We start from the raw sequence: 15,197 nt of genomic DNA, 5'->3' as shown, positions 1-15,197 counted from the left end.
TTATCGTAAATCGATAATTAATTGTTGAAATGTGATGTTTTGTACTTTAGTATCCAGTTATCAATTTAACAGGGTTATTTATTATGTCAAAAATTCAAAAGCAAAGCCGTCGTGCTCGTCTATTTTTTCAAAGCCTTTTTGTACTAACGCCAATTGCAGTGTGTTATTACTGGCTAACGGTTGAAACATCATATGATTTTCTTACATCATTTGGCATTATTCAGGTCACTCATAACGTTGAGAGTTACACACAATTACCATTGACGTTAACAACGCGAATATTAGCGGCCATAGCCAGTTTATTTTTATGTAGCATCATTATGTATGCGCTTAAGGTACTGATTAATTTATTCCGCAGCTATGAGCGTAACGAGATTTTCACTCTTGATAATGTGATGCGTTATCAAAAATTAGGTTACAGCTTATTTTACTGGGTTGGTGCTTCTATTGTTTACGGGGCATTAATGTCGGTTATCTTGTCGTTTAATAACCCACCTGGCGAACGCATGTTGGCGATTGGGTTTGAAGGATTGGACTTTTTAACATTAGTACTTGGTTTTATCATCTTGATTATTTCATGGGTGATGAAAGAAGGTTATATTCTTGCTGATGAAAACGACCATACGATTTAAGGAGTTGGGATGACTATTTGTATTAATTTAGATGTAATGATGGCGAAACGAAAAATGCGCTTAAAACATCTCGCTCAAGAAGTTGGCATTACAGAAGCAAACCTCTCGATATTAAAAAACGGCAAAGCGAAAGCGGTTCGGTTATCGACACTGGATAAACTTTGTGAAGTACTTGAATGCCAGCCTGGTGACATTCTTGCGTTTGAAGTTAATAGTGATGATAACTATAGCTAATATCATAGCTTAGCATGCTATTGATAATAAGCCGTTTTACGGCTTTTTTTATATCTAAAATAGAGGGTTTCGATGATTTTTTTATCTATTAAAGCCCGAGTTTTACTCGGACTGTATTTATTGATTGTAGCGACTCTTGCAGTTGGTATTCACATTCAAATGACTAATGCTGGTGTTAGTTACCCTCAGTGGGTCGATCAACCCGTCTGGCTGCCACTGTCACTTTTTATATTACAAAATATAGGCATATTATGGTTGAGTGAACGCATTAAAGAATGGAAAACGTCGTTAAGTTTTATCGGTCAGTGGGCTGTACTATTTATTACGATGGCTGCTCTACAAGAGCTACTTATACGTTTACCGTTAACAGCGGGTTACACCGTCGATCAACAGTTTCTGTATTTATGGGTTTCTAACTATTTACCTGAACTGCTACTTACGTTAATGACTACAGGTGTCATTAACGTGATTAGTCGAACATTAATGTTAAACAATAAAGTAATCGCTGTTCTAGTCGTTATCATTTTTACAGTTTTGTCTTTGTTCTTCATTCAACCTGTGTTTCAAGATATAACTCAGCCACTGATGCCATATTTGACGTCCCCTGATTCAGCTGGTGTTTTAGAGGTGCCTTACCCATGGCAGGTAGATGTGATTGCCTCACTGACTTTTATTGAACCTGTGATCGCTTCGTTTTTTGTTTGTTATTTGATTTATTTGAACCATTATTCTAAACATAAAAATTTAATGGTACAGACTATTTTAACGTTATTAATATTGACAGAGAGTGGCGTAACTTTTGTATTTTATCTGTATTATTCAAGCATTGAGTCCTATGTTGATCGTATCTTGAGTATTAGTCAGTTTACCTTGGAGTGGGTATTCATCGGTGTAGCGGTGAGTTCTGCTGTTGTATACCTGACACGGAAACAACGTTCTGTCACAATATACTCTGCATGGTAGCACCGTTGGTTTGTGGGTAAAGATACCCACAAACCAAGCTTTCTTCTAAAGCCTAGCTCTAGTTATTATGACGATAAAATCAAAGCATCGGCACAATTGAAAATACCAACAAGCCCGCCATGCTGTAGTTAAACAGTTTAATTCGATGTGGTGCTTGTAAGCCGCTTTGTAATTTCTTCCCCGCGGCCGTCCACAAGCCAACTGACGGCACAGTGATAAGTGCAAATACCAGCGATACCAGCAGGATATCTTGTAATTCAGTAGAGGCTGCATACACACTGATTGCTGTTAGTACCATTGTCCATGCCTTCGGGTTTACCCATTGAAAGCTTGCGGCTGACAGAAACGACATCGGTTTATAATCAGATGCAGCGCTGCTCATGGATTTACTGGTGGCGATCTTAATTGCTAAATACAGCAGATAAAAAATACTAACAATGCGCAAACCTTGCTGCACAGAAGGGTAGCTACTGAATAGGCCCATCAAGCCAAAGCCAACCAAAACCACCATCACACTGAAACCAACAATAATGCCTAACATGTGTGGGATCGTGCGCATAAAGCCAACATTCGCACCGGATGTCATCAGCATAATATTGTTTGGTCCAGGTGAAACTGTTGAAACAAGGGCGAAAGTCATAAGTGCTATAAGTTGTTGATATTCCATTTTATACTCGCATTATCGTGTTTATTTTGTGTAGATGAAGCGGTGTAGCTGTCACACTGTGTAGTTGTATTTTAAATAACAATGCGGTAAATTTTGTGCCTATATTTGCTCTTATTGATGAAAATTCACAAGGAACGGTTGCTATGGATAGATTTGACGAAAGGATCTTGCGTGAGCTTAAATTAAACGGCAGATTATCCAATGTGGAGCTTGCTGAACGCATCGGATTATCAGCTTCTGCCACACTCCGACGTGTACAGGAATTGGAACGCAGTGATGTTATCCAGGGTTATCGCGCAGTATTTAATGCCAAAAAACTGGGTATTGGCTTTATTGCTTATGTCACGATAGGTTTATCGAGCCACAGTAAGAAATCACAACGTAGCTTCGAAGATAGTATTATGGAAGCAAGCCAAGTGACCGAGTGCCATAACGTCACCGGCTCTAGTGAATATTTACTCCGAGTGGAGACGGAAGATTTAACGTCTTACAAACGCTTTCATTCCGGTGTACTGGGGGAGATCCCGCAAGTCTATTCAATCACAACCTTGGTGGTGATGGACACACCAAAAGATGAAAGAACCTAAGGATTAATAGATCATAATATTGTTTATATTGTCCATTTAATTTACTGTCAATTCGACAAATGGCTGTGATATCGTGTTGAAACTTATTTGGACACTCGTTTATTTGTTGGAATTTGAATGCCCGGAAATCACTATTACTATTCAGCTAACCATTCTAAAGAAAGCCGTGATTACAATGTTAATAAAGCAAATTGTATTGCGCTTGTGGTTGAAGGTGGTGGGCAAAAAGGTATTTTTACTGCTGGTGTATTAGATGCTTTTCTTCAAGAAAAATTTAACCCATTCTCATTATTAATTGGCACATCTGCAGGCGCATTGAATCTTGCATCCTATATTTGTGGACAGCATAAGCACGCTTATCGAGTGATCACTGAAGCCACTATGGACAAACAATTTTTTAATATGCGTTCTTTTCTATTCGATCATAAGGGTCTGGATATCGATTGGTTACTTGAGCAAACCAAAACCACGATACCGCTTGATTGGCATAGTGGTAATGCAAATATGAAAAACCGTGAAGTGCTGGTGACAGCAACTCAAGATAATAATAATCAGGTCGATTATTTTGATTTAGCTGACTCTGGTTGGGAACTGGCTTTAAAGGCGAGTTGTTCTATTCCCGGTATTCATAATACGCCTGCGATCTTAGACAAATATCATTGGTTAGATGGTGGTGTTCAGGCGCCAATCCCGTTAGAAGAAGTATACCGACAGGGTTATAAGCATATTGTCGTGATCAGAACAGCCCCACCAGAGATAAAATATGAGCATCCATTTTTAGCTAAGTTAACGCCACATATTAAAAATGCAAAAACCAAAAAGCTTGTTAATAACTTAATTGATCATGAAGCATCTTACGGTAAAGCTCAGCTGTTTTTAGATAATCCGCCAAAAGGTGTATCTATATATGAACTGCACCCGACAACGTTATTAAAATCCAACTTGATAGGCAGTAAAAAGACGTCACTTGATGAAGATTATCAACAAGGTCTCCATTGTGGGCAGCGGTTTTTAAACTCTTTTCAAGGGCTGGATATGTATCAATGAGTGACATTAATCATTAAAAATAATTATCAAAATCATTAAGTATCATAATTTTCTTATTAAAATGTTTTTCTATACACTGCTGTTATCGACACGAAGCAGGCCGCAAAGGGCTTGTTTAACGTCTGTAAATTAACAGGAATGACAACATGAAAAACGCACTCTTTCAAACAATTCAACTTGGTAAACTTACGTTAAAAAACCGTATCGTAATGCCACCAATGACGCGTTCTCGTGCCAGTCAGCCTGGTAATGTAGCGAATCAAATGATGGCTGAGTATTATGCCCAACGTGCTTCAGCAGGTCTTATTATTGCTGAAGGCACACAAATATCTCCTATGGGTCAAGGTTATGCTTGGACACCGGGTATTTATTCTACCGCGCAAATTGCGGGTTGGAAAAAAGTGACTGAAGCCGTGCACGCTAAAAACGGCACTATCTTTGCGCAACTTTGGCATGTAGGTCGCGTAACACACCCTGATAATATTGGCGGTATGCAACCGATATCTTCTTCCGCGGTGAAAGCTGAAAATGTAAAAGTATTCATTGATAACGGCACTGACGAAGCGGGTTTTGTTGACGTGGTTGAGCCACGAGAAATGACTAAAACAGACATTAAACATGTTGTTGCTGAATATCGTCAAGCGGCATTAAATGCGATTGAAGCTGGTTTTGACGGCATTGAGTTACACGCAGCGAATGGTTATTTGATTAACCAGTTTATTGATTCTGAAGCGAATAACCGAACCGATGAGTACGGTGGTTGCATTGAAAACCGTTTACGATTTATGAGTGAAGTGGTTGCTGCAATGGCTGACGCGATTGGGGCTGATCGTATTGGTGTACGTCTTGCTCCATTTACCTCGTTAAACGGTACTGTCGATGCAACACCTGTGGCAAGTTATGTTTCTGCGGCTGCTGTGTTAAATAATTATAAGGTTGCTTATATCCATATTGCTGAAGTCGATTGGGATGATGCGCCTGAAACACCGGTCGCTTTTAAACTGTCTATACGCGCCGTTTATCAAGGTGTCATTATCTATGCTGGTCGTTACAACGATGAAAAAGGTGCTAAAGCGATTCAATCAGGGATCATGGATATGGTTGGTTTTGGTCGTCCTTTTATCGCAAATCCAGATCTGCCAAATCGTATTAAAAATAGCTACCCATTAGCCACGCACAATCCTGAAACCTTATTTGGTGGTGCAGAAGCTGGATTGATAGATTATCCTGAATACACGGAGAGTTAAGTCTTACTTTTAGCGATAAAATACACTGCTAAAAATATTGCAGCTAAGGACAGGTGAAGGTGAGGCAATCGCGATATTGTGCTCGCTTTTATTGGTTTATATGAGCCCTCATACAAGATCAACGTTTACATCAATCACCTAACTATCTTAACCTTCTAGGCGTTAATACAATCTGCGTCATTATTGTATTGATATTTCTTTATTATTGTTCTAGATTTTACCGTGTGAAATAAAACACTGCATCAGTACATTTATTTAACATTTATTTTACTTTTATTGAAAAGTGAGATGTTACAGGGTGTTTTGTTTATGGTTATGATTTTAAAGTCTTTATTTATCCATTTTTAATGCCAACAATGTTAAACCTACCTCTTTTTAGTTTTTAAGCCCGTTATTTGAATTTCACTTTGTTGCAACTTGGTTCTAATATTGTGTACAGTATTTGGAGTTGTAGTTTTATGACCGTTTCACTATCACGATGATGACAGTCCTGATGACTTTATTTATGGTAGTGATATGACAGCGTTATGACGGTAGCAGACTTACAAATTGGCAGCATTAATCTTAGTTAAAACTTTGATTTAAAAACTATTATCAGATTGAGTTGAGGTAGGTATGAACATGGAAGGCAATAAAAGTGATTTGTTGTATGGATTACACGATCGCCCCGAACCACTAAAAGCGTTGTTTGCTGCTTTTCAGCATATTTTAGCCAGCTTTGTGGGCATCACTACGCCAGCGCTGATTATTGGCGGTGTACTCGGATTAGGCAGTGAATTACCTTATCTGATTTCTATGGCGTTATTTGTGTCTGGGGTGGGCACTTTTTTACAAGCTCGACGTGTAGGACCCGTTGGTTCAGGTTTGCTTTGTGTGCAAGGCACGAGCTTTGCTTTTTTAAGCGCTGTACTGGCTGCTGGTTTTATTGTTAAAAATCGCGGTGGTAGCCCAGAAGATATTTTAGCGATGATTTTTGGTGTCTGCTTTGTAGCCTCTTTTGTGGAGATCGCATTGAGTCGTTTTATCCATAAACTACAACATATTATTACCCCCGTGGTCACTGGTATTGTGATCACGACGATTGGTCTATCTCTGATTAAAGTTGGTATGACCGATATCGCGGGCGGTTTCGGCAATGAACATATTGGCGATTCAAAATACCTTATTGTCGGTGCTATTACATTAAGTACGATCATCCTTATTAATCGTTCAAGTAATCAGGTATTACGCCTTTCTGGCATCATGATTGGTATGGTGGTGGGTTATATTGCGGCTTATTTTATGGGGATGGTAAACAGTGAGATTGCTGATGTACCTGTTATTTCGGTACCGTCTCCGTTTAAATATGGTTTTGATTTTGAGCTAGCAGCGTTTATTCCTGTGGCGATCATTTCTATTGTAACCGCTATCGAAACAACGGGTGATTTAACCGCTAACTCGATGGTATCGAATGAACCGACGCGTGGACCTGTGTATATCGAACGTATCAAAGGGGGTGTGTTAGGTGATGGTATTAACTCTTGCTTAGCGTCTATTTTTGGTAGTTTTCCAATGTCGACCTTTAGCCAAAACAACGGTGTTATTCAGTTAACCGGTGTTGCAAGTCGTTATGTGGCTTTTTATATTGGCGGCCTGTTTGTGTTATTGGGCTTATTTCCGGTTATCGGGGCGGTATTACAAACATTACCTAAACCGGTACTAGGGGGGGCGACGCTGGTGATGTTTGGTACTGTTGCTTCTGCGGGTATTCGTATTTTAGCGACAGCAGATCTCGATCGTCGTGACCTGCTTATCATGGCTGTTTCGTTTGGTCTTGGCCTTGGTGTTGTTGCTGTCCCTGAAGTAACGAGTTCATTCTCGCCTTTGTTTAAGAGCATCTTTAGTTCTTCCGTTACCGTATCTGGATTGTCAGCTATTTTGATGAGCTTGATCTTGCCATGTAAACGTAAAATAGCAGAAGATGAGGCTACATCAGAAGTAAAATCAAAGGTGGCTGAGCAAAAAAGTGTAACGGTGTAACCATTGACTTTCCCCCTGTATTTTGTTGTTATTGCTTTAATCAGGTAGCGTTTGCGCGTTACTTGATTGACTGGAGGCTAGATTAAATAGCCGTGATTTTAAATCAACTGATTGTGTACCTTTCCGGTTTGTGCACTTTTGGCTCCTACATCCGGGTTTGATTAATTAGGACTATTTAGTCTTTATTATTTTTTAAATCCTGACAATTAGGAGCTTATATGCAAGTTAAATCATTGCGCCTGTGGATCAAGAATCCACTCGACTGTTTAGATCCCGCTTATGCTGGCGGTATTGTTATTCAAGACGACATTATCGTTGAACTCGTTCGTGTTGGCGCAGAGCCTGTTAATCCAGTTGATGATATTGTTGATGCAAGTCAGCATGTGCTAATCCCCGGTTTAATTAACAGTCATCATCATTTCTACCAAACCCTGACGCGCGCTTTTCCTGCTGCATTAAACAAAGAGTTATTCCCTTGGCTGCAAAGTTTATATCCAGTGTGGGCAAAATTAACGCCGGAAATGATCGCCACCTCAACTCAAATTGCTTTGAGTGAATTATTACTGTCCGGTTGTACCACAGCCAGTGATCACCACTATTTATTCCCTGATGGCCTTGAACATGCTATCGATATTCAAGTTGAACAAGCTAAAAAATTGGGTATTCGCGTGCACTTAACGCGTGGTTCAATGAGCTTAGGCGAAGATCAAGGTGGATTACCACCGCGTACAACGATTCAAACTGATAGCGAAATTTTAGATGATAGCCAGCGCTTAATTAGGGAGTATCATCAATACGAAGACGGCGCGATGACCCGTATCGCATTGGCACCTTGCTCGCCGTTTTCGGTGAGTGAAGAATTGATGACTGCTACCGGTGATTTAGCCCGCGAAAACAATGTGCGATTGCATACTCACTTAGCTGAAACGCATGACGAAACCGACTTCTGTATTAAAATGTTTGGCGTGCGGCCTGTCGATTACCTTGAACGTGTTGGTTGGTTAAACGACCGCACATGGTTAGCGCATGGTATTCATTTTAATGATGAAGAAATAACGCGGTTGGGTGGTGCTGGCGTTGGTGTTTGTCACTGTCCATCATCGAATATGATATTAGCGTCGGGACAATGTCCGACATTAGCACTGCAAGCTGCAGGTAGCCCAGTTGGTTTAGGGGTTGATGGTTCGGCGTCTAATGATGGTTCTAACATGATAGGTGAAGTTCGCCAGGCGCTGTTATTACAGCGACTGCGTTATGGTGCTAGTGAGATCACTCATCAAAAAGCCTTTGAGTGGGCGACAAAAGGCTCGGCAGGTTGTTTAGGGCGTGATGATATTGGTGAAATTGCCGTGGGTAAACAGGCAGATGTTGCTTTGTTTAAACTCGATGAAATTCGTTTTGCTGGCGCGGGTACACCGGTTGCAGCCTTATTACTGTGTGGCGCGACGAAAGCCGATAAAGTCATGGTTGCCGGTAAATGGCGAGTACTTGACGGGGAAATCGTTGGGCTGGATCTAAACCAATTGATGGCAAAGCAGATCATGCTGGCTACCCAGTTAGCTAACGCTTAGTTTTAATCACTAGAGCTATATCTATAACCTCTAACTTAGACCGACTACTCTTCCACTTCAGAGCGTCACCATATTGGTGGCGTTTTTTCACTTTAAAGTCACAATTATTAAACAAATAGATAGCTATTAATTATTTTATGATTTTTTATTCATGTTTCCCCAATTAGTGCCGATACGCTACACCATGTGTCATTGATGGATTATTCAGAACATTCTCATTATTAGGACGTAATAAATAGAGAATGAAGAACACAGCTAGGGTTATGTTGTTAATTTAAAGCATATTCTAAAGTTGTTAGACACTACTGCGGTTAATCTTATGGATGTAAATTTTCAGCAGGTAATCTCTAATCTATCTAATTGTGGAATAAAATAATGGTAAAAAATTTAGGATTCAAAAAAGTCATCATATTGTCGGTAGTAATCTTACTGACCGCTATTTTACTGGTTTCAAATATAATTTCTTATAATATAATTAAATCTAAAACCATTGAAGATGTGAATCTGCTATCTAGTTCAATAGTAAACTACGAAGCCAATAAAATTGAAGATTGGTTTACAGCAAAAACGGATGCGCTTAATGCGATGTCCCAAAAATATAAGTCAGATAGTTTAGGTGACGATTACGTCACAATCGCGCGACTTATAAAAGAAACCAGTGGTTTTGCTAGCGTCTTTTTCTCATTCGATGATGGTGCCTCGTATTCAACCGCTAGAAATGCAGACTGGGTTAATGGCGTTGCGATAACTGCGCGTTATGATGCGCGTAAACGCCCTTGGTATACCAAAGGTAAGAACACGGCAACGTTAGATGTTACCGATGTTTATAATGCGAGAAGCACTGGTCTTCCGGTTATTTCAGTGGTGCGTAATCTTGGTAACGGTGTACTGTTAGGCAATATTGGTTTAGAAATTCTTGAAGAAACCGTTAAAAATGTCGACTACCCAGGTTCTGTCACTGCCATTATGGATAGTGATGGTAATGCATTAGCGTCAAATTCAATGGCATTGAAAACGGGCGTTAACTTTTCTGATATCGGTATGGATAACGTTAAAATAGCGATGCTAAATGCGCATGCCAATACAACGAGTTATACTGTCGGTGGTGTCGATAAATTAGCGTTTACGCAAGAGATTACCCTTATTAATGGCAAGCGCTGGTATTTATTTATTGGTGTTGATAAATCAGTTGCTTATGCAGAAGTGGATGAGGCGCTAGAAACTTCGATTGTGGTTTCTATTATTATGCTCGCGGTGGGTTTATTTTTGACTATTACAGTGCTAAATATAGCTTATCGTCCGATCGTATCACTGAAAGAAGTTGTGATGGATTTATCTAAAGGTAATGGTGACCTAACACGTCGTTTACCGGTAGAGAGTAACGATGACCTCGGTGATATTTCCGCAGGTATTAATATCTTTATTGGTAATTTGCAAACGCTGATGTTAGAGATCGATAACTCTTCACAGCATATTTCCGAAAGTGTCGGGAAATTAGAGCAGCAAACGACGAGCAATAATCAAGTACTGGATGCGCACTCAATTGAAACAGATCAGATAGCCGCTGCTGTAGAAGAAATGAGTGCCACGGCGAATGATGTTGCCAGTAATGCTGAGGAAGCATCACAATTTACCGATGCCATGAATAAACAGGTTGATACATCGAAAGTGACGGTGACATCAACCACATCAACAGTATCTCAGTTGGTTGAAGATGTTGAAAGTTCATCAAAAAGTATCCAAGATATTGAAAAAGATACACAAGCCATCACTAAAGTACTTAATGTGATTGGTGAAATTGCGGAACAGACCAATCTACTGGCACTTAACGCAGCAATTGAAGCGGCGCGAGCGGGTGAGCAAGGGCGTGGTTTTGCTGTTGTTGCTGATGAGGTGCGTGCACTTGCAGCTAGAACACAGGTGAGCACGGCTGAAATTAAAGAGACGCTAGATGCATTAACGGCAGGTTCAAGTTCAGCTATTGCAGCGATGAATATGACTCAAGCAACTTGTCAACAAGCTGCTGAAAGCACTTATGCGGTAGCGACAGACTTGGATCATATTGCCAGTTCTGTTACGCAGATTAATGATTTAAATACGCAAATTGCAACAGCAGCGGAGGAACAGAGTAGTGTGTCGCTTGAAGTAACGCGTAACATGACTGCGATCCGTGAAATGGCGCAAGAGTTAGCGATAAATGGTCAATCTACCGCGCAAGAATCGGTAAACGTGGCAGTCGCAAACGAGCAGCTAAAATCAATCGTAGGACAGTTTAAACTAAGATAACGTTTCACCTTGTTAAATTGAGCCAATCAAAAGCCATTAAGTGTTAATACTTAATGGCTTTTTTGCATTTTAGAAACGCAATGACTCAATAAATGGATGGGCATTAATTATTTTATGATGTTTTACTGATGATTTATTAATGTTTCACTTGAAGGCGCCGATACACTGTTGGTGTCATTGATGGATTATTCAGAACATTCTTATTACTAGGAAGTGATAACAGGGAATGAAAGACGTAAAGAGTATGAATTTATAAATTCGACTCGGCGTTGGTTAGGCACGACAACTGCTCATTTTAATGGATATAAATTACCGCGCAGTTACCCTCTGGTCTATCTAATTGTGGAATAAAATAATGCTAAAAAATTTAGGTTTCAAAAGGCTCATCATACTGTCAGTCATCACGTTATTGACCGCTATTTTACTTGTTTCAAATATAATCTCTTATAACATCATTAAATCTAAAACCATTGAAGATGTGAACTTGCTGTCTACTTCAATCGTTAGCTATGAAGCCAATAAAATTGAAAATTGGTTCACCGAAAAAACCAAAGCATTAAATGTGATTAACCAAAAGTATAAGTCTAATAGCCTAGGTGACGATTATGTCACTATTGCGCGATTAGTAAAAGAAACGAATGGTTTTGGTGGGGTGTTTTTTGCTTTTGATGACGGTGTTACTTACTCCACTGCACAAGACTCAAGCTGGGTTAATGGTGTCGCGATCACCGAGCGTTATGATGCCCGTCAACGTCCTTGGTATAGCTTAGGTAAAAACGCAGCAACATTCGATATTTCAGACGTATATAACGATGCTGGCACAGGCCTGCCGGTTATCTCTCTTGTGCGTAACATGGGAAATGGTGTGTTATTGGGTGATATTGATTTAAGTATCCTCGAAGAAACCATCAAAAATGTTAACTACCCAGGTTCTGTTACCGCGATCATGGATGCTGACGGTGATGCATTAGCCTCTAATTCAGCGACATTGAGAACAGGCGTCAATTTTAATGATATCGGTATGGGTAATGTGAAAACCGGTATGTTAAGTGGCCGCTTGAACACGACTGCTTATACCTTAGGTGGTGTTGATAAACTTGCCTTTACCCAAGAGATCACCCTGATTAATGGCAAGAGCTGGTATTTATTTATTGGTGTTGATAAATCAGTTGCTTATGCAGAAGTTGATGAGGCGTTAGAAACGTCGATTGTGGTTTCTATTATTATGCTCGCAGTGGGTTTATTTTTGACTATGACGGTACTGAATATTGTTTATCGTCCGATCATTTCATTGAAAGAAGTGGTGACTGATTTATCTAAAGGTAATGGTGATTTAACACGTCGCTTACCGATCGAGAGTAAAGATGACCTTGGTGACATTTCTGCGGGGATTAATACTTTCATTGCGAATCTGCAAACACTGATGTTAGAGATAGATAACTCTTCACAACATATTGCAGAAAGTGTTGGCAAGCTAGAGCAACAGACCACAACGAACAATCAAGTATTAGAAGCACATTCTATTGAAACTGACCAAATCGCAGCGGCAGTAGAAGAAATGAGTGCAACTGCAAACGATGTTGCCAGTAATGCTGAAGAAGCGTCGCAGTTTACCGATGCTATGAATAAGCAGGTAGGTACGTCGAAAGTAACGGTAAGCACAACAACAACAACGGTATCTAAGTTAGTTGAAAATGTAGAAAGTTCATCAAAAAGTATTCAAGACATTGAGAACGATACCCAAGCCATTACTAAAGTACTTAATGTCATTGGTGCTATTGCAGAACAAACTAACTTATTGGCACTTAACGCGGCAATTGAAGCGGCGCGAGCGGGTGAACAAGGTCGTGGTTTTGCTGTCGTAGCGGATGAAGTACGAGCACTAGCGGCGAGAACACAAGTGAGTACGGCTGAAATTAAAGAGACATTGGATGCGTTAACAGCAGGTTCAAGCTCAGCTATTTCAGCGATGAATATGACTCAAGCAACCTGCCAACAAGCGGCTGAAAGCACTTATGCAGTGGCTGATGATTTGGATCATATTGCTACTTCTGTTATGCAAATTAATGACTTAAATACGCAAATTGCCACGGCAGCTGAAGAGCAGAGTAGTGTGTCGCTTGAAGTGACGCGTAACATGACGGCGATCCGTGAAATGGCGCAAGAGTTAGCGATAAATGGTCAATCTACCGCGCAAGAATCGGTAAACGTGGCAGTCGCTAACGAGCAGCTAAAATCAATCGTAGGACAGTTTAAACTAAGATAACGTTTCATCTTATTAAACTAGATTTAATTAAAAGTTATCAAAAGCCATTAAGTGTCATAACTTAATGGCTTTTTTAATGTGATTGATTTTTTAGTTATCTTGATGTGCTAACCAATGACGATCTGTCCTAATACATAGCCAAGCAGGCAAGCAGAAACAACACCGATTAAGCCGACTGACATGAATGAGTGGTTAAAGTAGTATTTACCAATTTTGGTGGTACCCGAGTTATCAAAGTTCACGGTGGCAATATCTGATGGGTAGTTGGGAATAAAGAAGTAACCATATACCGCAGGCATTAAACCGATCACCAAGGCTGGTTCGAGTCCCAGTGCTAAGCCGACTGGTAACATCATCCGCGCTGTTGCCGCTTGTGAGTTAACCACCACAGAGACTATAAATAGGGCTAACGCAAACGTCCAAGGATGTAACGTCACCATATCAACAATACCTGCTCTGAATTGCGGCATAGCGTATTGGAAATAAGTGTCTGACATCCAAGCAATACCAAAAATAGCAATGGCAGCAACCATACCCGATTTGAATACTACGCCATTAGGTACGTCACGCGGATCTGTTCTGGTCGCCAGCAAGATCACACCACCAAACGCTAGCATCATCATTTGGATCACCACCGACATTTTGATTGGTGCAGCGCCTTCGCTGATCGTTCTAATCTCTGGGAACATGGCGATCACCACAATAGACACAATAGCACCTAAAAAGATAAGCACTGCGTTACGCGCTTTTGTTGGTAATTTTTCATCTAACGACGTTGATGTGGTGTTTAAGATCTTTTCGCGCCAGATTGGATCTTTTAGACGTGCTTGGTACTCCTCATCATCGTCTAGTTCTTTACCGCGGCGTAAGCTATATAGCGCTAACATTAAGGTACCAAATAACGTCGACGGCACCGTCACCATTAAGATCGACAATAGGGTAATAGAGCTATCGATATCGACGAGTTGAGCTAAGTAGAATACCACTGCAGCTGAAAGTGGCGATGCGGTGATACCTATTTGTGAGGCTACAGACGCCGCGGCCATTGGGCGTTCAGGACGAATGCCATTTTTAAGTGCGACATCACCAATGATTGGCATAATTGAATATACCGCATGACCAGTACCCAGCAAGAATGTCATCGCATAAGTAACAAAAGGGGCAATCAGCGTTACCCGTTTTGGATTTGTTCTTAAAATACGCTCGGCAATTTGCAGCATATATTTAAGCCCGCCAGCAGCTTCGAGAATTGAAGCACAGGTAACCACCGCGAGGATAATCAGCATCACAGTGACAGGCGGCGAAGTCGGCGGCATTTTGAAGATAAACACTTCAATCACCAAACCAATCCCAGAGACAACCCCTAACCCTATGCCACCATATCGAGAACCGGTATAGAGCACGACCAATAAAAATAGAAACTCAAAATACAACATAACACTACCCTTTATATAACTTTATGGGTAGAAAGGTATCTTATAAACAAGTTCGTTAAATTGAACTATTACTCAGTTCGAGCAGAAGAGGTCATTAATTAATACGCAATTGATATTAAATAAGCTTTTGATAAATAATGTAATTATCACTCAGTAATGTGATCTTCAGCTTAGATTTTCTTTTATCACGGCGAACAACAGCTTACCTTAACAATACCAGTGCACTTGTGTGTTGAAAAAAA

The 15,197-nt window shown here is 40.3% G+C and carries 12 protein-coding genes; 10 read left to right on the top strand and 2 right to left on the bottom strand.

Annotation, left to right across the window (positions count from 1 at the left end):
* Positions 1 to 83 precede the first annotated feature (83 nt).
* The 3 genes from JFU56_RS03695 (at position 84) to JFU56_RS03685 (ending at position 1,829) form a co-directional block, all read left to right on the top strand.
* Positions 84 to 632 (top strand): DUF2975 domain-containing protein, encoded by a 549-nt coding sequence (locus tag JFU56_RS03695; protein ID WP_198435945.1) that lies wholly within the window; start codon positions 84 to 86, stop codon positions 630 to 632.
* 9 nt (positions 633 to 641) lie between these two features.
* The gene (locus JFU56_RS03690; RefSeq protein ID WP_198435944.1) at positions 642 to 866 is read left to right on the top strand and encodes a helix-turn-helix transcriptional regulator; all 225 of its coding nucleotides are present in this window, start codon (positions 642 to 644) and stop codon (positions 864 to 866) included.
* Positions 867 to 938: 72 nt separating this feature from the next.
* The gene (locus JFU56_RS03685) at positions 939 to 1,829 is read left to right on the top strand and encodes a hypothetical protein (RefSeq protein ID WP_198435943.1); all 891 of its coding nucleotides are present in this window, start codon (positions 939 to 941) and stop codon (positions 1,827 to 1,829) included.
* 79 nt (positions 1,830 to 1,908) lie between these two features.
* Here JFU56_RS03685 and JFU56_RS03680 read toward each other — a convergent pair whose 3' ends face one another.
* Entirely contained in the window at positions 1,909 to 2,496 is a 588-nt protein-coding gene (locus JFU56_RS03680; RefSeq protein WP_198435942.1) for a LysE family translocator, read from the bottom strand.
* 143 nt (positions 2,497 to 2,639) lie between these two features.
* Between JFU56_RS03680 and JFU56_RS03675 the strand changes: the two genes are divergently transcribed.
* From JFU56_RS03675 to JFU56_RS03645, 7 genes are all read left to right on the top strand, one after another.
* Positions 2,640 to 3,083: an Lrp/AsnC family transcriptional regulator gene (locus JFU56_RS03675; protein WP_198435941.1), complete on the top strand. Its 444-nt coding sequence runs from the start codon at positions 2,640 to 2,642 to the stop codon at positions 3,081 to 3,083.
* A 117-nt stretch (positions 3,084 to 3,200) separates the two neighbouring features.
* Positions 3,201 to 4,130 carry a patatin family protein gene (locus tag JFU56_RS03670; protein WP_198435940.1) on the top strand — a complete coding sequence of 310 codons (930 nt, stop codon included), beginning with the start codon at positions 3,201 to 3,203 and terminating at the stop codon, positions 4,128 to 4,130.
* 146 nt (positions 4,131 to 4,276) lie between these two features.
* Positions 4,277 to 5,377 carry an alkene reductase gene (locus JFU56_RS03665; protein ID WP_198435939.1) on the top strand — a complete coding sequence of 367 codons (1,101 nt, stop codon included), beginning with the start codon at positions 4,277 to 4,279 and terminating at the stop codon, positions 5,375 to 5,377.
* 621 nt (positions 5,378 to 5,998) lie between these two features.
* Positions 5,999 to 7,396: a uracil-xanthine permease family protein gene (locus JFU56_RS03660; RefSeq protein ID WP_198435938.1), complete on the top strand. Its 1,398-nt coding sequence runs from the start codon at positions 5,999 to 6,001 to the stop codon at positions 7,394 to 7,396.
* A 218-nt stretch (positions 7,397 to 7,614) separates the two neighbouring features.
* Positions 7,615 to 8,967, top strand: coding sequence for an 8-oxoguanine deaminase (locus JFU56_RS03655; protein ID WP_198435937.1), 1,353 nt, complete (start codon positions 7,615 to 7,617; stop codon positions 8,965 to 8,967).
* Positions 8,968 to 9,342: 375 nt separating this feature from the next.
* A complete protein-coding gene (locus JFU56_RS03650) occupies positions 9,343 to 11,253 on the top strand; it encodes a methyl-accepting chemotaxis protein (protein WP_198435936.1) in 1,911 nt (636 codons plus the stop codon).
* 355 nt (positions 11,254 to 11,608) lie between these two features.
* Positions 11,609 to 13,519, top strand: coding sequence for a methyl-accepting chemotaxis protein (locus JFU56_RS03645; RefSeq protein WP_198435935.1), 1,911 nt, complete (start codon positions 11,609 to 11,611; stop codon positions 13,517 to 13,519).
* Positions 13,520 to 13,626: 107 nt separating this feature from the next.
* Here JFU56_RS03645 and JFU56_RS03640 read toward each other — a convergent pair whose 3' ends face one another.
* Positions 13,627 to 14,955 carry an anaerobic C4-dicarboxylate transporter gene (locus JFU56_RS03640; RefSeq protein ID WP_198435934.1) on the bottom strand — a complete coding sequence of 443 codons (1,329 nt, stop codon included), beginning with the start codon at positions 14,953 to 14,955 and terminating at the stop codon, positions 13,627 to 13,629.
* Between the last annotated feature and the right edge of the window lie 242 nt (positions 14,956 to 15,197).

Origin of the sequence: Moritella sp. F3, from assembly GCF_015082335.1 — a bacterium.
Classification (GTDB): Bacteria; Pseudomonadota; Gammaproteobacteria; order Enterobacterales; family Moritellaceae; genus Moritella.
The sequence above is the reverse complement of the archived record's forward strand: the minus strand, read 5'-3'. Positions and strand labels throughout refer to the sequence as shown.